This is a genomic window from Herbidospora daliensis (assembly GCF_001570585.1).
GTDB classification, from domain to species: domain Bacteria; phylum Actinomycetota; class Actinomycetes; order Streptosporangiales; family Streptosporangiaceae; genus Herbidospora; species Herbidospora daliensis.
In genome coordinates this window covers 1,326,148-1,346,484 of the sequence record NZ_BBXF01000002.1, presented here as the reverse complement: position 1 = coordinate 1,346,484, position 20,337 = coordinate 1,326,148, and the positions used below count along the sequence as shown (strand labels likewise).

General features: G+C 70.8%; 22 protein-coding genes. 10 read left to right on the top strand and 12 right to left on the bottom strand.

Annotated elements, in window-relative coordinates; genetic code table 11:
* The first annotated feature begins 72 nt into the window (after positions 1-72).
* Positions 73-810: a FadR/GntR family transcriptional regulator gene (locus AW274_RS12725; protein ID WP_062431206.1), complete on the top strand. Its 738-nt coding sequence runs from the start codon at positions 73-75 to the stop codon at positions 808-810.
* On the opposite strand, the gene AW274_RS12720 is transcribed toward AW274_RS12725, so the two are convergent.
* Together AW274_RS12720 and AW274_RS12715 are read right to left on the bottom strand one after the other, a co-directional pair.
* Complete coding sequence (locus tag AW274_RS12720; protein WP_062431205.1) at positions 807-1,121, bottom strand: nuclear transport factor 2 family protein; 315 nt, start codon at positions 1,119-1,121, stop codon at positions 807-809. The genes AW274_RS12725 and AW274_RS12720 overlap by 4 nt on opposite strands.
* 12 nt (positions 1,122-1,133) lie before the next feature.
* Complete coding sequence (locus tag AW274_RS12715; RefSeq protein ID WP_062431204.1) at positions 1,134-1,907, bottom strand: oxidoreductase; 774 nt, start codon at positions 1,905-1,907, stop codon at positions 1,134-1,136.
* 69 nt (positions 1,908-1,976) lie between these two features.
* Between AW274_RS12715 and AW274_RS12710 the strand changes: the two genes are divergently transcribed.
* The 3 genes from AW274_RS12710 to AW274_RS12700 are packed head-to-tail and all read left to right on the top strand — an operon-like array spanning position 1,977 to position 3,014.
* Complete coding sequence (locus AW274_RS12710) at positions 1,977-2,522, top strand: winged helix-turn-helix transcriptional regulator (RefSeq protein WP_062431203.1); 546 nt, start codon at positions 1,977-1,979, stop codon at positions 2,520-2,522.
* Between the two features lie 34 nt (positions 2,523-2,556).
* Entirely contained in the window at positions 2,557-2,763 is a 207-nt protein-coding gene (locus tag AW274_RS12705) for a type II toxin-antitoxin system Phd/YefM family antitoxin (protein WP_232320095.1), read from the top strand.
* Complete coding sequence (locus AW274_RS12700; protein ID WP_062431202.1) at positions 2,760-3,014, top strand: Txe/YoeB family addiction module toxin; 255 nt, start codon at positions 2,760-2,762, stop codon at positions 3,012-3,014. The genes AW274_RS12705 and AW274_RS12700 overlap by 4 nt, the downstream gene beginning before the upstream one ends.
* A gap of 57 nt (positions 3,015-3,071) precedes the next feature.
* On the opposite strand, the gene katG is transcribed toward AW274_RS12700, so the two are convergent.
* Both katG and AW274_RS12690 read right to left on the bottom strand, forming a co-directional pair.
* Positions 3,072-5,279 carry a catalase/peroxidase HPI gene (gene katG / locus AW274_RS12695; protein ID WP_062431201.1) on the bottom strand — a complete coding sequence of 736 codons (2,208 nt, stop codon included), beginning with the start codon at positions 5,277-5,279 and terminating at the stop codon, positions 3,072-3,074.
* Positions 5,280-5,299: 20 nt separating this feature from the next.
* The gene (locus tag AW274_RS12690) at positions 5,300-5,734 is read right to left on the bottom strand and encodes a Fur family transcriptional regulator (protein ID WP_062431200.1); all 435 of its coding nucleotides are present in this window, start codon (positions 5,732-5,734) and stop codon (positions 5,300-5,302) included.
* Positions 5,735-5,806: 72 nt separating this feature from the next.
* On the opposite strand from AW274_RS12690, the gene AW274_RS12685 reads away from it, so the two are divergent.
* Complete coding sequence (locus AW274_RS12685) at positions 5,807-6,532, top strand: alpha/beta fold hydrolase (RefSeq protein WP_062431199.1); 726 nt, start codon at positions 5,807-5,809, stop codon at positions 6,530-6,532.
* On the opposite strand, the gene AW274_RS12680 is transcribed toward AW274_RS12685, so the two are convergent.
* The 4 genes from AW274_RS12680 to AW274_RS12665 form a co-directional block, all read right to left on the bottom strand.
* On the bottom strand, positions 6,529-7,320 hold the full coding sequence (locus AW274_RS12680; RefSeq protein ID WP_198169153.1) for a prolyl oligopeptidase family serine peptidase: 792 nt from the start codon (positions 7,318-7,320) through the stop codon (positions 6,529-6,531). The two genes, AW274_RS12685 and AW274_RS12680, sit on opposite strands and share 4 nt — an antisense overlap.
* A 74-nt stretch (positions 7,321-7,394) precedes the next feature.
* Entirely contained in the window at positions 7,395-8,168 is a 774-nt protein-coding gene (locus tag AW274_RS12675; RefSeq protein ID WP_157520069.1) for a neutral zinc metallopeptidase, read from the bottom strand.
* A gap of 48 nt (positions 8,169-8,216) precedes the next feature.
* Positions 8,217-10,520, bottom strand: coding sequence for a transketolase-like TK C-terminal-containing protein (locus AW274_RS12670; RefSeq protein ID WP_232320094.1), 2,304 nt, complete (start codon positions 10,518-10,520; stop codon positions 8,217-8,219).
* 37 nt (positions 10,521-10,557) lie between these two features.
* Complete coding sequence (locus AW274_RS12665) at positions 10,558-11,220, bottom strand: TetR/AcrR family transcriptional regulator (protein WP_062431196.1); 663 nt, start codon at positions 11,218-11,220, stop codon at positions 10,558-10,560.
* 287 nt (positions 11,221-11,507) lie between these two features.
* Between AW274_RS12665 and AW274_RS12660 the strand changes: the two genes are divergently transcribed.
* A complete protein-coding gene (locus AW274_RS12660) occupies positions 11,508-12,359 on the top strand; it encodes an LLM class F420-dependent oxidoreductase (RefSeq protein ID WP_062431195.1) in 852 nt (283 codons plus the stop codon).
* Positions 12,360-12,446: 87 nt separating this feature from the next.
* Positions 12,447-12,818 carry an STAS domain-containing protein gene (locus AW274_RS12655; RefSeq protein WP_062431194.1) on the top strand — a complete coding sequence of 124 codons (372 nt, stop codon included), beginning with the start codon at positions 12,447-12,449 and terminating at the stop codon, positions 12,816-12,818.
* Here the strand turns inward: AW274_RS12655 and AW274_RS12650 are convergent.
* The 3 genes from AW274_RS12650 to AW274_RS12640 are packed head-to-tail and all read right to left on the bottom strand — an operon-like array spanning position 12,815 to position 15,132.
* On the bottom strand, positions 12,815-13,201 hold the full coding sequence (locus AW274_RS12650) for a TOBE domain-containing protein (protein ID WP_062338273.1): 387 nt from the start codon (positions 13,199-13,201) through the stop codon (positions 12,815-12,817). The two genes, AW274_RS12655 and AW274_RS12650, sit on opposite strands and share 4 nt — an antisense overlap.
* Before the next feature lie 10 nt (positions 13,202-13,211).
* Positions 13,212-14,165 (bottom strand): helix-turn-helix domain-containing protein, encoded by a 954-nt coding sequence (locus tag AW274_RS12645; protein WP_062431193.1) that lies wholly within the window; start codon positions 14,163-14,165, stop codon positions 13,212-13,214.
* A gap of 22 nt (positions 14,166-14,187) precedes the next feature.
* A complete protein-coding gene (locus AW274_RS12640; RefSeq protein WP_062431192.1) occupies positions 14,188-15,132 on the bottom strand; it encodes an alpha/beta hydrolase in 945 nt (314 codons plus the stop codon).
* A 134-nt stretch (positions 15,133-15,266) separates the two neighbouring features.
* Here AW274_RS12640 and AW274_RS12635 point away from each other — a divergent pair, with 134 nt between their 5' ends.
* On the top strand, positions 15,267-15,671 hold the full coding sequence (locus AW274_RS12635; RefSeq protein WP_198169152.1) for a hypothetical protein: 405 nt from the start codon (positions 15,267-15,269) through the stop codon (positions 15,669-15,671).
* On the opposite strand, the gene AW274_RS12630 is transcribed toward AW274_RS12635, so the two are convergent.
* A complete protein-coding gene (locus AW274_RS12630) occupies positions 15,656-16,477 on the bottom strand; it encodes a class I SAM-dependent methyltransferase (RefSeq protein ID WP_062431190.1) in 822 nt (273 codons plus the stop codon). The two genes, AW274_RS12635 and AW274_RS12630, sit on opposite strands and share 16 nt — an antisense overlap.
* A 24-nt stretch (positions 16,478-16,501) precedes the next feature.
* Here AW274_RS12630 and AW274_RS12625 point away from each other — a divergent pair, with 24 nt between their 5' ends.
* Both AW274_RS12625 and AW274_RS12620 read left to right on the top strand, forming a co-directional pair.
* Positions 16,502-17,677 carry an alpha/beta hydrolase gene (locus AW274_RS12625; protein ID WP_157520063.1) on the top strand — a complete coding sequence of 392 codons (1,176 nt, stop codon included), beginning with the start codon at positions 16,502-16,504 and terminating at the stop codon, positions 17,675-17,677.
* Positions 17,678-17,768: 91 nt separating this feature from the next.
* Positions 17,769-20,270, top strand: a complete 2,502-nt coding sequence (locus tag AW274_RS12620; protein WP_062431954.1) for an ATP-dependent Clp protease ATP-binding subunit — start codon at positions 17,769-17,771, stop codon at positions 20,268-20,270.
* Positions 20,271-20,337: the final 67 nt, after the last annotated feature.

Here is a 20,337-nt window from a genome sequence, read left to right as displayed (position 1 = left end):
CTCATCCCGTATGTGAGAAACTAACGGGGCCCGAAGGGCGTCTTCGCGTTTCGCTCTCGGAGGTCATGAGAAATGGCTCAGGTGTCACTGCGTCCGCAGAAGACGGCCATGCTGGTCGCCCAGCGCATCGTGGCCGACATCAACCGCCGGGGCAACACGATCGGCGACCGGCTGCCGCCCGAACGCGCCATGCTCGACACCTATGAAGTCGGCCGCGGCACGCTCCGCGAATCGTTGCGTTTCCTCGAACTCCAGGGTGTGCTTTCGCTGAAGCCGGGCCCCGGCGGCGGCCCGGTCGTCCAGCGGCCCGACGCGACCAGCCTCGTCACCGCGCTGACCCTGCTCCTGCAGTTCGAGAACGCGCCGTTCCGCACGGTCGCCGAGGCCCGCGCCGCGCTGGAGCCGATGATGGCCCGGCTGGCGGCCGAGAGAATGGACGACGAACAACTCGCCGCGCTGAAGTCGAGCGTCGACGACATGCGCGCCGGCCTCTCCGACCAGAGCGTGTTCCTGGCCGAGAACAAACGATTCCACGACATCATCGCCCACGGCTCGGGCAACACCATGTTCGGCTACCTGATCGACGCGCTACTGGGAATGCTCGACGGTTCCGCGATCGGAATCGACTATCCGGAAGTGCGCCGATCGGCCGTCCACCGCGCCCATGTGAGGATTTACGAGGCGCTGCGCGACCGGTGCCCCGAGAAGTCGGCACAGGCCATGGCCGCGCACATCGACGAGTACGTGAAATACGCCGAACGCAAATTCCCCGAGGTGCTGGCCGCGCCGGTCGTGTGGGGCACGGTCTAGTGCACGCCGATCTCCAGCCGTGAGATCAGCCCCGAGCCGTCGAGCCCGAACCGGTAGTCGAGGTCGACGGGGCTGCCGGGGAAGTTCCCCTCGACCCGGCAGGTGACCGTGGTGCCGTCGCCGCCGATCGGGGTCGAGGTGTAGTCGAACTCGGCCGAGGTGCGGCCGAGCCACTCCCTGACGGCCGCCCGGCCGTGGTGGTCGCGGCCGTCGTCGGTCACGTGGGCGTCATTGGCGAAGAGGGCCGCGGCCGAGGTGGGGTCGTCGCTGCGGGTGAGGATGAGGTAGGCGCGTACGGCGTCGGGACGCATGGCGTGTTCCTTTCAGAAGGTGGGGACGGTGCCGCCGTCGACCAGGTAGTCGGCGCCGATCACGCTGGCGGCGGCGTCGGAGACGAGGAAGCCGACGACCTCGGCCACTTCGTGCGGCTCGGCGAACCTGCCGAGGGGGACGCCGCCGAGGGAGTCGTACAGGGAGGCCCAGGCCGCGTCGAGATCCCCGCCGAACTGGGCCGACAGCCGCTCGACCAGGCGGTCGGCCGCCGGGGTGTGGATGCCGCCGGGCGAGACGGTGTTGACCCGCACGCCGCGCGGGGCCAGCTCGTTGGCCAGGCCGAGGCTGTAGGCCCGCAGGGCGGCCTTGGCGGCGGCGTAGCCGAGGGTGCCGTTCCAGAGCGGCATGCGCGCCTGGATCGACGAGACATGCACGATCGCGCCCCGCCCCTTCGCGAGCATGCCGGGCACGACGGCGCGGTCGAGCCGGACCGCCGACAGCAGGTTGAGGTCGAGCTCCGACTGCCAGGTGTCGTCGTCGAGCACCGCGAACCCGCCGCTGGGCGCGTGGGACCCGCCGGCGACGTGGACCAGGATGTCGGGCGCCGGCACCTGGGCCGCGATCTCGGCCGCCGCGCCGGGCGAGGCCAGGTCGGCGGTGACGACCCGGTCGGCCGCACTGCCGGGGGCGGCGGACCGGGCGACGGCGACCACTTCGGCGCCGGCGGCCTTCAGCCGTTCGACGACGGCGGCCCCGGCGCCCTTGGTGCCCCCGGCGACCAGGGCGAGACGTCCGTCGAGGGAGAAGCTGGGCAGGTGTGTCACGGTTACTTCTAACTTAGCAGTTACTAGGTGAGTGCTAACATAGCAGTGATTCGTCGCGAGGAGTCCCCCATGGTCAGCAAGATCCGGCTGGAAGACCGCGAGTGCCCGCTGTCGGCCACGATGAGCATCGTCGGCGAGTGGTGGACGGTGCTGATCCTGCACGACTGCTTCGACGGCTACACCCGCTTCGACGACTTCCAGGCCAACATCGGCCTGTCGTCGAGCATGCTGACCAGCCGCCTGAAGACCCTGGTCGACAGGGGCATCCTGGCCCGCCGCCCCTACCAGGACCGCCCGGTCCGCCACGAGTACGTCCTGACCGATCTGGGCCGCTCGTTGCGCCCGGTCCTGGTCGCGATGGCCGCCTGGCGCAACTCCCAGCTCGCCCCCGACGACCGCGCGATGATCCTCGTCGACCGCCGCACGGGCCGGGAGGCCGACCCGGTCGTGGTCGACGCCACCACGGGCGCCCGAGCCGACGGCGACGACCACGTCTTCACCGCGGGCCCGGCGGCGGGGCCGATCATGCGCCGCCGCTACGAAGCAACGAGCCCGAGTGGTACCGTATTTGGTACCACCGAGGCGGAGGTTCCCGATGTCGATTACCGCAAGTGAGGCACGGCGCCGGCTGTTTCCCCTGATCGACGAGGTGAACGAGGACAGCGCGGCCGTGGAGATCGTCTCCAAGAGCAACCGCGCCTACCTGGTTCCGGCGGCCGAATACGAAGCGCTGAGGGAGACGGCCTACCTGTTGCGCTCCCCCGCCAACATGCGGCGGCTCATCTCCTCCTACCAGAAGGCCCTCGAAGGCCGTCACGAGATTCATGAGCTGATCGACGCAGACGACCACGAATGAAGCTCTCCTTCACCCCTGAGGGCTGGGAGGACTACACCTCCTGGTTGTCGACCGACCGGCAGATCCTCAAACGGATCAACAAGCTCATCGAAGACACCCTGCGTGATCCCTACGCCGGCATCGGCAAGCCCGAACCGCTGAAGCACGCCCTGCAAGGGGCCTGGTCGCGGCGGATCACCGATGAGCACCGCCTCGTCTATCTCCCGCTCGACGACGAACTGGTCATCCTCCAAGCCCGCTACCACTACTGACCGAAGCCGAAAGGGCCGGCCCGCGTCGATCGCGGACCGGCCCTTTCGTTATTCAGGTCAGACCAGGTCGAACCGGTCGAGGTTCATGACCTTGACCCAGGCCTTCACGAAGTCGGCCGCGAACTTCTCGCCCGCGTCGTCGCTCGCGTAGACCTCGGCCAGGGCGCGGAGCTCGGAGTTCGAGCCGAACGCCAGGTCGGCGCGGGTGCCCGTCCACTTGACCTCGCCGGTCGCGGCGTCGCGGCCCTCGAAGGCCGTCTGGTCCTCCGAGGTCGCCTTCCACGTCGTGCCCAGGTCGAGCAGGTTGACGAAGAAGTCGTTGGTCAGGGTGCCGGGGCGGGTGGTCAGCACGCCCTGGGCCGACTGGCCGGTGTTGGCGCCGAGCACCCGCAGGCCGCCCACCAGGACGGTCATCTCGGGCGCGCTCAGGGTCAGCAGGTTGGCGCGGTCGAGCAGCAGGTACTCCGCCGGGTAGCGGTTGCCCTTGCCGTAGTAGTTGCGGAAGCCGTCGGCGGTCGGCTCCAGGGCGGCGAACGACTCGACGTCGGTCTGCTCCTGGGTCGCGTCGACGCGGCCCGGGGTGAACGGGACCTCGACGGTGTAACCGGCGTCGCGGGCGGCCTGCTCGACGGCGGCCGAACCGGCCAGCACGATCAGGTCGGCCAGGGAGACCGGCTTGCCGAACGACGCCTGCACGCCCTCAAGGGTGGAGAGCACGCTGGCGAGCTGGTCGGGGTCGTTGACCTCCCAGCCGATCTGCGGCTGAAGACGGACGCGGGCGCCGTTGGCGCCGCCGCGCTTGTCGCTGCCGCGGAACGAGGAGGCCGACGCCCACGCGGCCGAGACCAGCTGCGGGACCGACAGGCCCGAGTCGAGGATCGCGGCCTTGAGCGCCGCGACGTCGTCGGCCGACAGCGTCTCGCCCGAGGCGGCGGGCAGCGGGTCCTGCCAGAGGAGGACCTCGGAGGGCACCTCCGGGCCGAGGTACCGCACGACCGGGCCCATGTCGCGGTGGGTCAGCTTGTACCAGGCGCGGGCGAAGGCGTCGGCGAACTCGGCCGGGTTCTCCAGGAACCGGCGGGAGATCTGCTCGTAGATCGGGTCGACGCGCAGGGCCAGGTCGGTGGTGAGCATCGTCGGGGCGTGCTTCTTGGCCGGGTCGTGGGCGTCGGGCACGGTGCCCTGGCCCGCGCCGCCCTGCGGACGCCACTGGTTGGCCCCGGCGGGGCTCTTGAACAGCTCCCACTCGTAGCCGAAGAGGATCTCGAAGAAGTCGTTGGTCCACTGGGTGGGCTTGGTCGTCCAGATGCCCTCGAGACCCGAGGTGATCGTGTCGGCGCCCTTGCCGGTGCCGTAGGTGTTGCGCCAGCCGAGGCCCTGCTCCTCGATCGAGGCGGCCTCGGGGTCGGCGCCGACGTGGTCGGCCGGGCCGGCGCCGTGGGTCTTGCCGAAGGTGTGGCCGCCGGCGATGAGGGCGACGGTCTCCTCGTCGTTCATGGCCATCCGGCGGAAGGTCTCCCGGATGTCGCGGGCGGCGGCCAGCGGGTCGGGGTTGCCGTTGGGGCCCTCGGGGTTGACGTAGATGAGGCCCATCTGGACGGCGCCCAGCGGGCTCTCCAGGTTGCGGTCGCCGGTGTAGCGCTTGTCGTCGAGCCAGACCGACTCGGGGCCCCAGTAGACGTCCTCCTCGGGCTCCCACACGTCGGCGCGGCCGCCGGCGAAGCCGAAGGTCTGGAAGCCCATGGTCTCCAGGGCGACGTTGCCGGTGAGGATCAGCAGGTCGGCCCAGGAGATGCTCTGGCCGTACTTCTTCTTGACCGGCCACAGCAGACGGCGGGCCTTGTCGAGGTTGCCGTTGTCGGGCCAGGAGTTGAGCGGCGCGAACCGCTGCTGGCCGGCGCCGGCGCCGCCGCGGCCGTCGTGGATGCGGTAGGTGCCCGCGCTGTGCCACGCCATGCGGATCATGAAGGGGCCGTAGTTGCCGAAGTCGGCGGGCCACCAGTCCTGGGAGGTGGTCAGCACCTCGGCGATGTCGCGCTTGACGGCCGCGAGGTCGAGGCCGTTGAAGGCGGCGGCGTAGTCGAAGTCGTCGCCGAGGGGGTTCGCGACGGCCGGGTTCTTGGCGAGGATCTTCAGATTGAGCCGCTCCGGCCACCACTGGCGGTTGCCGCCGCCCTGGGTCGGGTGGGCCGCGCGCGTGTGCGCGACCGGGCAGACGCCCTCGTCCTTCGCGTCGGTGACGATGGCGTCGTGGTTCTCGGACATCGAAATCCTTCCGGACTATCTCAGCTCGCAGTGGCGGAACAGCTGGGGCAGCGGCCCCAATAGATGACCTCGGCCTCGTCGATCGTGAAACCGTGGGTCTCGGACGCGGTCAGACAGGGCACCTCACCCACGGCGCAGTCGACGTCGGCGACGGCGCCGCACGACCTGCAGACGACATGGTGATGGTTGTCTCCGACGCGTCCTTCGAACCGGGCCGGGCTACCGGCCGGCTCGATCCGGCGGACCAGCCCCGCCGCGGTCAACGCGTGCAGGGCCTCGTATACGGCTTGGAGGGAGACGTGACCGACCCGGTCACGGACGCCCGAGGCGATGTCTTCGACGCCGAGGTGGTTGCCACCCCGCACCGTCTCGAGCAGCGCGACCCGGGCTGCCGTCACCCGCAGTCCCGCCCCGCGCAACTCCTCCGCGATGGTGTGGCTCCTGGGTGCCGTCATGACGACCAACCTACCGCCCTAAACACGAACGATACAAGTTAATGAATCATCCAACTGTTAAGCTCCGTGGCCATGTCCCGACTCGTCGTCCTGATCGTGCTCGCCCTGCTCACCGGGTGTGGCGCCGCCCCTGACAGCCCGCTCGCCGACCAGTGCGACACCGTGCCTCCCGGGGCCGAACGGGTCGTCCTGACGGCCGCGTCCGGCGTCCGGCTGGGCGCGGCGGTGGTCGGGCCGTCCGACGCCTCGGTCGGGATGGCCGTCGCCCACGGCGCGGGGCACACGCTCTGCGACTGGCTGCCCGAGATGTCGGCGCTCGCCGAGCGGCTGAAGGTCCGGGTGATCGTCCCCGACCGCCGCGGCGTCGGCTCCAGCGAGGGCGACGGGGAGGTCGGCGAGCTGGCCGCCGACCTGAACCAGGCGCTGACCTGGCTGCACGACCAGGGCGCCCGCAAGATCGCCGTGCTGGGCAGCTCCTTCGGCGGCCCGATCGCGGTGCTGGCCGCCCAGCGGGCGACCGGCCTGCCGATGTGCGTGGCCGTCGCGGTCTCCCCGCTGACCGGCATCGAGGGCGGCGTGGCGCCCCTCTCCGAGAGCAAGCCGGTGGCGAGCCTGTGGGCGGTCGCCGAGACCGCCTTCGGCGCCAACGCGACGGCGCTGTTCGAGCAGGTCCCCCAGGTGAAGACGGGACAGCTCAAGATCCTCCCGGTCGGCGACCACAGCCTGGGCCTGCTCCGTAGCCATCCCGAGGCGATGGCCTTCGTGGACGACGCCCTGCGCACCTGCCGGCAGGCTTAGGGCAGGTGGGCGGCGAAGAAGGCGGAGGCGAGCGCGTCGACCTCGCGGGCCCGCTCGGTCTGCGGGGCCGGTTCGACGCCCGGCTCGTCGGCCAGGGCGTGGCCCATACCCGCGACCACGACGAGTTCGGTCGGCGCGGTCCGCATCGCCACCAGCGCCTCGGCCGGGGTCAGGAAGGCCCCGGGCAGGTCGTCCTCGCCGACCACGATCAGCATGGGCGTGTCGCCGAGGTCGTCGGCCCGCGCCGGGAAGTCGAGCCGGCTGGCGACCTCGCTCGCGGGCGGGCTCCAGTCGTACGTCATGCCGTAGTGGACGCTCAGCCCGTCGATGACCGCGCGCAGCCGGGTCACCGGGCTGAGCAGCACGATCGCCGGCACCTCGAAGCCGCCCTCGGCCAAGACCAGCTGGGCGGCGGCCGCGCCGGCCGAGCCGCCCATCAGGGCGACGCGGTCGTGGCCGATGCCGAAGCGCTCCCGCAGCTCGGCCCAGGCCGCCGGGAACTCCGAGGCGGCCCCGGAGACGACCGGCCAGTGGACGTCGAGCACGACGTCGCCGCCCATGAGCGCCTCCAGCCCGCCCTCGGGCGCGCGCGAGCCCGACAGCGGCAGGCCCAGGTAGAACCGCCAGGCGTGGCCGAGCCCGCGCAGCGGGATCGCCGCCGCGAACGCGGTCTCGGTGCGGGGCGCGTCGAGCAGGTGCCAGGCCACCACGACCGGGCTGTCCGGCCGGGGCTCGGCGGGGCTCAGCGCCGCGAAGGGCACCCCGGCGGCGACACCGGTGACGATCACGTCGGCTCCTCTCAGCCGTGAGAAACAAGTGAAGGCGGGCCGCTGGGAAGCGGCCCGCCTTCACGCGGTTCCGATCAGGCCACCCGCGAGCGCGAGGCGCTCCAGGTGTTGCACGAACCCGGGCTCGCCGAGCTCCAGCCCCGCTTCAGCCAGTAGGCGTTGTTCGGGCCGTTGCCGTGGTCGGGCGGCGCGCCCGCCTTGTCGCCGCCGTTCTTGACGTACCACTCGAACTCGTAGTCCATGTTCTGCGCGATGCCCGGCAGCGAGCCGCTGACGCTGCGCAGGAAGGCCCCCGAGAAGCACTGGGCCTGGAGTTCGAGGCGGCGCGAGGTCTCGTTCCCCGGCACCTGCAGCGAGTAGGCGCGGATTCCGGCCAGGCCCTGGATGTGGTGGCCGTACTCGTGCGCGAGCAGTTCCGCGCCCCACAACCCGTAGCCGTTCTTGACCGGCGTGCTCCACAGGTAGATGTAGAGCGTCTCGGTGTTGTAGCAGTAGTAGCCCACGAACCGGGCCGGGAACCGGCCGCACGAGGTGTTGCCGCGCTTGTTGACGACCACCATCTTGGGCGCCCGGAACTTCTTGCCCGCCTGGGCGAACGACTTGCGCCAGGCGGTCGTCAGGCAGCTGTGCACCTTGATCAGGAAGGTGCGATATGAAGCACGGCTACCGGCCCGCGGCGACCCCGCACCGCAGCTGACCGTGCCGAACTTCGTCTTGTACAGCGGATTCGCCGTCGCCACGGACTTGGGCACGAACGCTTTGGCCTCGGCCTGAGCCGGAGACGCCAGCACGGCCCCCGCCGTGATCAGCATGGCGGCGACAACGAAATAGCGAGTAATTCTCGTCACGAGTCCGAAATGGTAGGGCTTACGACTTAGATCCAACCTGCGAACACCTCAACCTGACACATCCAGGACAGCCCCGACGATGGCGTCCGCGTCGATCCCGTGGTACCGGTAGACCGACTCTAGATCGCCGGACTGCCCGAACCGGGTCACTCCGAGATGACGCGCCTTGACGTTGTTGATTCCGGCCAGGAACGCCAGGGTGTGCGGGTGTCCGTCGAGGACGGTGACCATCGGCGCGGCGCGGTGCGCGGGGAAGGCGGCGTCCAGCACCCAGGTCGCGCCGTCCTCCCGGCCGGCCTTGGCCTGCGTGGCGGTGAACAGCAGCCCTGGGCTGGTCACGCACACGACGTCGGCGCGGATGCCGAGCCGCTGCAGCCGCTCGGCGGCCGAGAGCGCCTCGGGCACGGTCGCGCCCATCGCCACGATCGTGACGGCCGGGCCGTCGGGCGCCTTGCGCAGCAGGTACGCGCCCGCGACCGCCTGCCGGCGCCGCCGCTCGCGCACCGCCGGGTCGGCGGGCACGTCGGCCAGCGACTGGTCGACCGGGCGGGTCGAGAGGCGCAGGTACGCCGACCTGCCGTCGGGGCGGCCGAGCTTGGCGAGGGAGGCCAGCAGGGTCCACTCGACGTCGATGGCGAACGCGGGCTCGTACGTGACGCAGCCCGGCTGTTCCAGGCCGAGCGACGGCGTGGTGATCGACTGGTGCGCGCCGCCCTCCGGGGCCAGCGTGACCCCCGACGGGGTGCCGACCAGGATCGACTGGCCGCCGGCGTAGATGCCGAACGACCACGGCTCGTGGGCGCGCTGGACGAACGGGTCGTAGAGCACCCCGATCGGCAGCAGCGGCTGCCCCCACCGCGACCAGGTCGCGCCGAGCTCGCCCAGCAGCCCGACCAGGTTGGTCTCGGCGATGCCGAGCTCGATGTGCTGGCCGGTGGGCCGCTCGCGCCAGTGCAGGATCGTCTCGGGGTCGTCGGCGAACCAGTCGACCTGCTCGGTGGCCGACCAGACGCCGACCTTGTTGACCCAGCCGCCGAGGTTGGTCGACGAACTGACGTCGGGGCTGAGCGTCACGACCCGGCGGGCCGCCTCGGGGGCCGAGCGGGTGAGGTCGAGCAGGGTCCGGCCCAGCGCGGCCTGGGTGGTCGCGGTGCCCGACGGGATGCGGCCGAAGTCGGTCGGGACGTCGGGCGGCGGCATCGTGGCGACCGGCGGGCGCTTCAGCGCGGCGCCTACCTCGGCGCAGAACCGGGCCTCGGGCGAGTCGGCGGGGAAGGCCGCCCAGGGGTCGCCGGGGTCGGCGCCGACCCGGTCGGCGAGCTCGGCCAGCTGCTCGGCGGTCAGCAGCGAGCTGTGGTTCTGCGGGTGCCCCTCGACCGCGAGGCCGTGCCCCTTGATCGTGTACGCGAAGATCACCGTCGGCCGGGTGTCGTCGATCGCGGCGAAGGCCTGGTTGAGGGCCGGGAAGTCGTGGCCGCCGAGGTTCCTGATCGCGCGGGTGAGCGTGTCGTCGTCCAGGGTCGCCAGCAGCGCCTCGATCTCGGGGTCGCCGGCGGGCAGCCGCTCGCGGAGCTGGCCGGGGGTGCAGCGCAGCAGGCGCTGGTACTCGGGGTTGGGCATGGCGTCGATGCGGGTGCGCAGCGCCTCGCCGCCCTTCTCGCGGAACAGCGACTCCAGCAGGTCGCCGTACTTCACGGTGATGACCTGCCAGCCCGCGGCGGCGAACATGCCCTGGAGGCGCGGGGCGCCCAGCGCCGGGACCACCCGGTCGAGCGACTGGCGGTTGAGGTCGACGATCCAGACGATCTCCCCCAGGCCCGACACCATGGGGTCGCCGATCGCCTCCCAGACCGCACCCTCGTCGAGCTCGGCGTCGCCGACCAGGGAGTACTGGCGGCCCCCGCCGCCGCCCGACGTCATCGAGTCGACGTAGCGGCGGGCCAGCGCGCCCCAGATGGGGGCGGTGGCGCCGATGCCGACCGAGCCGGTCGAGTAGTCGACCTGGTCGGGGTCCTTGGCGCGGCTGGGGTACGACTGCAGGCCGCCGAACTCGCGCAGCGTCGTGAGGTAGCGCCTGTCGAGGTCGCCGAGCAGGTAGTTGACGGCGTGCAGGACCGGCGAGGCGTGCGGCTTGACCGACACGCGGTCTTCGGGACGCAGGTGGCGGAACCAGAGCTCGGTCATGATGGAGACCATCGACGCCGACGACGCCTGGTGGCCGCCCACCTTCAGGCCCGTGCGGTTGGGGCGCACCCGGTTGGCGTGGTGGACGATCGCCATGGAGAGCCAGAGAACCCGGCGTTCGACGGCTTTCAGGACATCAGTGTCGTTCGACCACAATTCTCGCTGCACGGGCGAAACTATGGCATCAACCAGCACTAACGTCTAATTACGACCGCTTCCCCCGGCCGCCTTTCGCCCGCGCGGCGGGCACCCGGTCGAGCGCCTCGCGCGAGTCCTTCAGCGCGATCGCGCTCTCCACCAGAGAGATCGTCGAGGACACCATGACCTCGAACAACTCCCCCGGCGACACCCCGCGCGCGCCGCGCGCCTCCTCCAGCCGGGTGGTGGCCGGCGCGTCCTCCATGACGCGGGCCCCCACCTCCTGCAGGGCGCTGGTCACCGCGAGCAGTTCGAGGCTCTCGGTCACCGGCGCGATGATCTCGATCGGCACACCTTCGCGGTGCAGCCGCGCCACGAGCGCCTCGGCCTCCGGGGTCCCGCCCATCGAGGCGCGGCGCAGCATCACCGGGATCAGCCCCGGATGCGCGACCAGCGCGGCGCGGGTGCGGTAGGCCGTCAGCGGTAACCAGACCCGCCAGCTCGGATGGTCGGTGGCCGGGAACTCGACGCCGTCCAGGGCGAGCTGGACGACCCCGTCGAGGATCTCGTCCTTGTTCCGGAAGTGGTGGTAGAGGGATGCCCCGTTGACGTTCAGGGCCTCGCCCAGCCGGCGAATGCTGAGAGCGTCGAGTCCCTCCTCGTCGACGATCGCCAGCGCCGTTTCCAGGACCTTTCTCCGGGAGATCAGCGGAACCTTGGGCCGGGCCATGGCACCTCTTCTACTCTGTGTACTTTTGCCTTAGAGGGTAACGCCCAACGCCGTTAGACAATGGCCCATCCGTTTACCCGGATCAAATTGCAGAACAGCGGTGAAATCGAATTCTCATCCGCCGCCACCTGGGAAAACAACGGGGATCGCCACGTTCGGTAAGCGACAGGGTTGGATTCACCGATATTCACGACCGGAGGTCGCCGAAGCGGGGTTAGGCAGCTGTTGATCACGGTACGTCACCAGGTAACGCCGTTCACCCCGGCGCGAACTACGAAAGAGGCGACATGAAACCCTACGGCGTTTGGGCAAGGGAGTTCCGGACCGACAACCCGGCCGAGGTCGGGCAGGCGGCGGCCGAACTGGAGAAGCTCGGATACGGCGCGCTCTGGGTTCCCGGCGGGACCGACAGCGGGCTCGACACCGCCGGGAACATCCTCGCCGCCACGACCGACGTCACCGTCGCCACCGGCATCACCAACATCTGGTCGACCCCGGCCCGCGAGACCGCCGAACGCACCCGCGCCCTCGGCTCCGCCCACAGCGGCCGCTTCCTGCTCGGCCTCGGGGTCAGCCACGAGAGCCTGGTCGACCGGTTCCGCCCCGGCGCCTACCGCAAACCGCTCACCGCCATGACCGCCTACCTCGACGAGCTCGACAAGGAGGGGGTGACCGCCGACCGCCGCGTGCTGGCCGCCCTCGGCCCGAAGATGGTCGAGGTCGCCAAGAACCGGGCGGCGGGCGCGCACCCCTATCTGGTGACGCCCGAGCAGACCGCCGCCATCAGGTCGGCGATCGGCCCCGGCCGCCTGGTCGCCAGCGAGCAGGGCGTGGTCCTGGAGACCGACCCGGCGCGGGCCCGCCAGCTCGCCCGCGAGGCCCTGCACCCCTATCTGGCCATGCCCAACTACGTGAACAACTGGCGGCGCGGCGGCTTCACCGACGACGACGTGAGCGGCCGGGGCAGCGACCGGCTGATCGACGCGCTGTTCGCGTGGGGCACGCCCGAGCAGTGCGCCGCCCGCCTCAACCAGCACCGCGACGCGGGCGCCGACCACGTGTGCCTCCAGGTGCTGGGCACCCCGGCCGGCGAACTGCCGATGACGCAGTGGCGGGAGCTTGCGACGGTCCTCTTCTGATGACTGGGACCCCACGTTACTGGTCAGAGTGCCGCGCAAAGGTGCCTATGGGCTGAGACGGTGACTACCGAGCGAAGGGGGCGCACAATGCACCTGGCGGTCGACATCACCGACATCGGCCAAGACACCGTGATCATGTCACTGGTGGGAGAACTCGACATGTTCACCCAGCCGGTCGTCGAGGCCACCCTCATCGGCCTGCACGCCCGGAAGGTCACCCGCGTCGTCGTCGCCGCGGCCGGCCTGACCTTCAGCGACCTCGGCGGCCTGCTCACCCTCTGCCGCGCCGACGAGGAGTTACGCGGCCGAGGCGGCAGCCTCACCCTGGCCGCCCCGGCCCGCCAGGTCCTGCGCATCAACGGGCTGCTCGCCGCCGAGGGGCTGCGGGTCAGCGGCTCGGTCTCCGAAGCCCTCGGCGTACGCCACCCGCGCCGCCCCCATCGCACCCACCGCGCCTAGGAGAGCTCGACCACCACGTTGGTCGACTTGACCACCGCCACCGCGACCGCCCCCGGCTCCAGCCCGAGCTCGTCGGCGGCCTGACGGCTCATCAGCGACACCACCCTGAACGGCCCGGCGGCGATCTCCACCTGGGCCATCACGGTGTCGCGCACGACCTCGGTGACGATGCCCCTGAACCGGTTGCGGGCCGACGAGGTGGCCCCGCCCGGTTCCCCGGCGATCTGGGTGCGGGCGAAGGCGGCCAGGTCGGGCCCGTCGATCAGCCGTCTGCCGTGCTCGTCACGGCTGGCGGCGAGCCGCCCCGAGTCGACCCAGCGGCGTACGGTGTCGGCGCTCACGCCGAGGATCGCCGCGGCCTCACTGATCCTGAACGTGGCCACGCGCGACAGCCTATTGGGGGTGGGCGTGCAGCCGCCTCAGCGCGAACGCCAGCTGGAGCCGGAACCGCCCGTCGGGGCCGCGCACCTCCCAGCCGAGCAGCTGCTCGGCCCGGCCGAGCCGGTCGACGAGCGTCGAGTGGTGGAGGGTGAGGTGCGTGGCGGCGGTCCGCAGGCTGGTCGAGGTGACGACCGCGTGCAGCGTCTCCAGCGCCCAGGCGGGCAGCCCGCCCAGGGTGACCACGTCGGGCGAGGGCGCCGTCGCCGGGCCGATCGCCGCCGCGACGGCGGCCAGACCGCCCAGGTCGTCGAAGCGCACCACCCGGGGGCCGAGCACGTCGTCGGCGAACCTGAGCGCGACCTTCGCGTCGGCGTACGACCTCGGCAGCCGCGCTACCGGCACGACCGGCCCCACCCCGGCGCGGACCTCGCCCAGCGGGTGGCGGGCCGGTCCGTCGGGTTCGACCAGCACGACCCCGTCGGGCAGCACGATCGCGCGGGCCCGGTCGCCCAGGCGCAGCCTCCTGGCGGCGTGGAGCCGGGCGGTCTCGCCCGCGGTGGCGTCCACGACCAGTTCCACCAGCGCCGGATCGGGGGCCCGCCCCCGGGTGCGGTCGAGCACGTCGCGGGCCAGCGCCACGCCGCGTTCGAGCACCATCAGGTCGACGGGAGACGGCGGGCCGGGTTTCTCCAGCACGAGCTCGACCTCCCCCGACCGGGCCCTCGGCCAGCCGGGGTCGTCTTCGGAGGGGTGGTCGTCGCGGCGGCCGTCGGCCAGCACCCGCAGGAAGACGGCGCGTTCCTCGTCGACCAGGCGGGCGGCGCAGCCCGCCAGCACCGCGACCCCGCGCACCGTCGCCTCCAGGCCCGCCCGCCCTTCGGCGAGCCGGTCGAAGTAGGCGATGACCTGCACGGCGGCGCTGGCGTCAGGGTCGAGCGCGGCCAATCGTCCGACGAGCTCCCGCATCCCCTCAGTCTCCCTCAGCGGGTCAGTGGCCCAGCAGGCGGCGCAGCCAGTCGAGCCGGGCCTGCTTGGCCCGCTGCGACAACGCCGCCTGCGGCACCATCACGTCGAAGCCGTGGAAACCTCCCGGCCACACGTGGAGTTCGGCCTGGCCGCCCGACTGCCAGATCGCGGTGGCGTAGGCGACGTCCTCGTCGCGGAAGGTCTCGGCCGAGCCGACGTCCACGAACGCGGGCGGCAGGCCCGACAGGTCGGTCGCCCGCGACGGCGAGGCGTAGATCGACACGTCGGGGCCGCCGCGGCGGTCGCCGAGCAGGGCCGACCAGCCGGTCTCGTTGGAGGTGTGGTCCCAGATGCCGCGGCCGGACATCTGGTGGCTGGAGACGGTGTCGTTGCGCTCGTCGAGCATCGGGTAGATGAGCAGCTGGCCGAGCAGGGCGGGGCCGCCCCGGTCGCGGGCCAGCAGGGCGGTGCCGGCCGCCAGGCCGCCGCCGGCGCTGCCGCCCGCGACGACGATCCTGGCCGGGTCGACGCCCAGCTCGGCGGCGTTGTCGGCGAGCCAGACCAGGCCCCGGTAGCAGTCTTCGACGGGCGCCGGGTCGGGGTGCTCGGGGGCGAGCCGGTAGTCGACGCTGACGACGACCAGGCCGAGTTCGACCGCCCAGGCCAGCGGGTCGGCCAGCCCGACCCGGTGGTCGCCCATGATCATGCCGCCGCCGTGGATCCAGTACACGACCGGCGCGGGCGTCGGCGCGGCGACCGGACGGCAGACGACCACCGACACCCCCTCGCCCAGGTCGACCTCGGTCAGGTCGACGATGCCGCCGAGAGTGAGGTCCTCGGCCGGCCCGAGACCGGCCATGCCCTGGCGGAGCAATGGGATCATTTCGGGGGTGAGCGACGACGGCATGTTCTGCGAGATGACCGTGAGCGCGGCGGCGAGCTCGGGGTCGAACGGTACGGCTGTCATGTCTCACATCCTGATCAGGGGTGACGTGAGTCCCAAGCGCCAAGCGGTGGGCGATTCCCGACGAGTGGCGGGAACGGCCCATATTGAGTAGGCGTACTCATTCCCCCAGCCCCCAATTTCCGGATATTTACGACATGGGTGTCGAATTGCCTAAAAGTACGCGCGAGACCTCCGAACTGGTGAAAGCCGGGGTCGTCGGCGCCGTTCTGCTGCCCGTCGTCGCCGTCCTCGGCCGGTTCATGTCCGATACCGGGATCGGCGACGCCATCTGCTCGGGCGGCCTGGAGTGCCTCATCCCGCTGATCGGCACCGCCTACGCGGTCGCGACCGCGCTCGCCTGGGGCGCCCTCGTGCTCCTGGGGGTGCGGCCCGCCTGGATCGTGGCCCTCGGCGGCTCGGCGGCGACGGTGGTGCTCTTCCTGACGATCACGGGCGTCACCCCGGAGAGCCATTTCCTCGTCTACGTCCTGGCCGCCGCCCTCTGCTTCGTCTTCGTCGCGTGGCTCTCCGGGCGGTTCAGGCGTCAGCCCCAGGAGTAGCGCAGGATCTGGCCGATGTTCCGGAACCCGGGCAGATGCGCCATGATCCACATCGCCACGCGGCCGCCCAGCGGATAGTCCTCGACGCCCGGCATGTCGACCACCCGCTGGGCCTCCCGCAGCGTCAGCCCGGGATGCCACGACTCCAGCACCAGCGGGTCGTCGATCGCCCAGTAGAGGGTCGCGCCGGCCTGCCGGACCGGCCGGTTGAACTTCTGGAGCCGGATCCCGGTCGAGTTCTGGCAGTCGAAGACGAGCTCGCCCGTCGCGAACCTGGCGGTCAGCCGCTCGATCAGGCGGCGGCCGTCGTCCTCGCGCAGGTACATCGACAACCCCTCGAACACAACCGCCGTCGGCCGGTCGTCGGGCACCGCGGTCAGCCACTTCTCGCTCGTGACCGACGAGGCGATGGTGTGGTAGTCGCCGTCGGGCCGGTCGATCACCCGGTCGCGCAGCTCCAGCACCTCCGGGTAGTCGAGGTCGATCCAGCGCACCAGCGGACCGGGGTCGATGCGCTGGGCCCGGGTGTCGAGCCCGCAGGCGAGATGTAAGACGGTCGCGGTGGGGTGCCGCCGGAGGAAGTCCTGGGTCCACTCGTCGATGCGCAGGGCCCGGAGGGCGACCCCGGCCGCGGTCATGGGGGTGATGCCGGTCTTCGTGAAGTCGTAGTCGATCCGCTCGACGGCCTGCTGCGCGGTCTCGTCCTTCAGGATCGAGCGGGGGGAGCGACTGTCGAGAGCTCGGCTCCACAGGGTGGCGAGCATCGTCTCCTGGGCGCCGGCGAGTGAGATTTTCTCGCGGTCCATTACTCCATTGTGTACGTTCGCAACGTGGCAGATCGTCTGGATGTATGGACATATGAAATAGATGGCGAATTAGAGGCCGCCTACGACCATGCCGTCACTGACGATGAGCGCGCCGCCGCAGGCCGTGAGACAGTCGCCCAGCATCTGCGGTCGCTCGTCACCGCCAACAAGATCAGAGCGGCCGAGAACTGGACGGAGAAACTGCCGCCCGACGCCGAGATCAGGCGGGTCTGGACCCCGCGCGACCCGGCCGCCCTGCGCGCCCGGCTCGACGACGACGACCTGGCCGTCTGGTCGGAGGACGACGTGCTGCACGTCGTCTGGCGCGGGACCTGCGAACACCCCCGGATCTCCGGCGGCGTGCAGTTCCTCATGTGGCCGGTCGACGGCGCCGACGACCTCTGGGAGGCGTCGCTGCGCATCCGCCGCCTCGACGAGTCGGTCATCAGCGTGTACGTCTGCCCCGACGTCCCCACGATGGTGGCCGAGCGCGAGTGGCGCGGGAAGCTGGCCCCGCCACCGCTGCCCGAGGTCGCCGAGCTCCGGGGCACCCTGGAGGAGCACCGGCTCACCTTCCTCGGCGAGCCCCGCACCATCGCCCTTTACGTCCCACCCGAAACCGACGGCCTGATCCCGGCGGTCTGCCTGGCCGACGGCCAGATGCTCGACGCCTTCGCCCCGGTCATCGAGGCGGCGATCACGGCCGGCACCTGCCCGCCGGTGGCCGTGGTGGGCGTCTTCTGCGCCGAGTCGGACGACGGCGACCCGAGGTCGCACGAGTACCTCCCGGCCCACGACCCCGAGCGGTACGCCGCCCACCTGGCCTTCGTCACCGACGAGGTGATCCCGTGGGCCGACGAGCGGTTCCCCGCCTCGGGCGTCTGGCTGGCCGCCGGGGCGTCGAGCGGCGCGGTGTGGGCCCTGAACGCGGCCCAGCGGCGTCCCGACGTCTTCTCCGGCGCGCTCGGGCTCAGCCCCGGCATCCCCCCGGAGACCGAGCTGCACGCCCTGACCCGCAACTACGTCGGCGGCGGCACCCTGGAGTCGGGCTTCCGGTGGTCGGCCGACGACTGGGCCACCAAGCTGGCCGCCGCCGGCGCGAAGGTCCGCCACGTCGAGTGGGCCGGCGGCCACGACATCTACTGGTGGTCGCAGCACTTCCCGCCCGCTCTAACCTGGCTGACCGTACGCCCAGAGTGAAGTTCGCCTATCGCGTATTCGGTACCCATCACTCCAATTACCGCGTTCTATGGAGTAACAGGGCCCCCCGGACTCCATGGAGCGGCGAGAGATGTTCGAAAGGTTCACCGACCGAGCGCGGCGGGTGGTCGTCCTGGCCCAAGAAGAGGCCCGGATGCTCAACCACAACTACATCGGCACCGAGCACATCCTGCTTGGCCTCATCCACGAAGGCGAAGGCGTCGCCGCCAAGGCCCTCGAAAGCCTCGGCATCAGCCTCGAAGGCGTCCGCCAGCAGGTCGAGGAGATCATCGGCCAGGGCCAGTCGGCCCCCTCCGGCCACATCCCCTTCACCCCGCGTGCCAAGAAGGTGCTGGAGCTGTCGCTGCGCGAGGCGCTGCAGCTCGGCCACAACTACATCGGCACCGAGCACATCCTGCTCGGGCTCATCCGCGAGGGCGAGGGCGTCGCCGCCCAGGTCCTGGTGAAGCTGGGCGCCGACCTCAACCGGGTCCGCCAGCAGGTCATCCAGCTGCTGCACGGCTACCAGGGCGGCAAGGAGGCCGCGGCCTCCGGCGGCCCGCAGGAGAGCGCCCCCTCGACCTCGCTGGTCCTCGACCAGTTCGGCCGCAACCTCACGCAGGCCGCCCGCGAGGGCAAGCTCGACCCGGTGATCGGGCGCGAGAAGGAGATCGAGCGGGTCATGCAGGTGCTGTCCCGCCGCACCAAGAACAACCCCGTCCTGGTGGGCGAGCCCGGCGTCGGCAAGACCGCCGTGGTCGAGGGCCTGTCCCAGAAGATCGTCAAGGGCGAGGTGCCCGAGACGCTCAAGGACAAGCACCTCTACACCCTCGACCTGGGCGCGCTCGTCGCGGGCAGCCGCTACCGCGGCGACTTCGAGGAGCGCCTGAAGAAGGTTCTCAAGGAGATCCGCACCCGCGGCGACATCATCCTGTTCATCGACGAGCTCCACACCCTGGTGGGTGCGGGCGCCGCCGAGGGCGCGATCGACGCCGCCTCGATCCTCAAGCCGATGCTGGCCCGAGGCGAGCTGCAGACCATCGGCGCGACCACTCTCGACGAGTACCGCAAGCACCTGGAGAAGGACGCCGCTCTGGAGCGTCGTTTCCAGCCGATCCAGGTCGCCGAGCCGTCGTTGTCGCACACGATCGAGATCCTCAAGGGTCTGCGCGACCGCTACGAGGCCCACCACCGCGTGTCGATCACCGACGGCGCCCTGGTGGCCGCCGCGACGCTGGCCGACCGCTACATCTCCGACCGGTTCCTGCCCGACAAGGCGATCGACCTGATCGACGAGGCCGGCTCGCGCATGCGCATCCGCCGCATGACCGCCCCGCCCGACCTGCGCGACTTCGACGAGAAGATCGCCAACGTGCGGCGCGACAAGGAGTCGGCCATAGACGCGCAGGACTTCGAGAAGGCCGCCGCCCTCCGCGACAACGAGAAGCAGCTCATGCTCAAGCGTGAGCGCCGCGAGCGCGAGTGGAAGGCCGGCGACATGGACGTCGTCGCCGAGGTCACCGAGGAACTGATCGCCGAGGTGCTGGCGACCGCGACCGGCATCCCCGTCTTCAAGCTCACCGAGGAGGAGTCCCAGCGTCTCCTCCGCATGGAAGACGAGCTGCACAAGCGCATCATCGGCCAGGACGACGCGATCAAGGGCCTCAGCCGCTCGATCCGGCGTACCCGGGCGGGCCTGAAGGACCCCAGAAGGCCCGGCGGCTCGTTCATCTTCGCCGGCCCCTCGGGCGTCGGTAAGACCGAGCTCTCGAAGGCGCTGGCCGAGTTCCTGTTCGGGGACGAGGACGCGCTGATCATGCTGGACATGTCGGAGTTCATGGAGAAGCACACCGTCTCCCGGCTGTTCGGCTCGCCTCCCGGTTACGTCGGTTACGAAGAGGGCGGTCAGCTGACCGAGAAGGTGCGGCGCAAGCCGTTCTCGGTGGTGCTGTTCGACGAGATCGAGAAGGCCCACCCCGACATCTTCAACAGCCTGCTGCAGATCCTGGAGGACGGTCGCCTGACCGACGCCCAGGGCCGGGTGGTCGACTTCAAGAACACCGTCATCATCATGACCACCAACCTCGGCACCCGTGACATCAGCAAGGGCATCGGGGTCGGGTTCGCCAAGAACAACGACGTCGAGGGCAACTACGACCGGATGAAGGCCAAGGTCCAGGAGGAGCTCAAGCAGCACTTCCGGCCCGAGTTCCTCAACCGCGTCGACGACACCGTCGTCTTCCACCAGCTGCGTATGACCGAGATCATCCGCATCGTCGACCTGATGCTGGCGCAGGTCGACGCCCGCCTGAAGGACCGGGACATGGCTCTGGAGCTGACCCCGGCCGCCAAGCAGGTGCTCGCCGACCGCGGCTACGACCCCGTCATGGGCGCCCGGCCACTGCGCCGGACCATCCAGCGTGAGCTGGAGGACTCGCTCTCGGAGAAGATCCTGTACGGGGAGCTGCGTCCCGGCCAGGTCGTCAAGGTCGACGTTGAGGGTGAGGGCGAGGCCGCCAAGTTCACCTTCGTCGGCGAGGCCAAGCCGGAGACCGAGATGTACGTCCCGTCGGCGTTCACGGCCAAGCCGTAACCGCCGCAGACCAAGGGCCGGGTGATCCACCCGGCCCTTCGGTTTTGCTCCGACCAGGAAATATCCA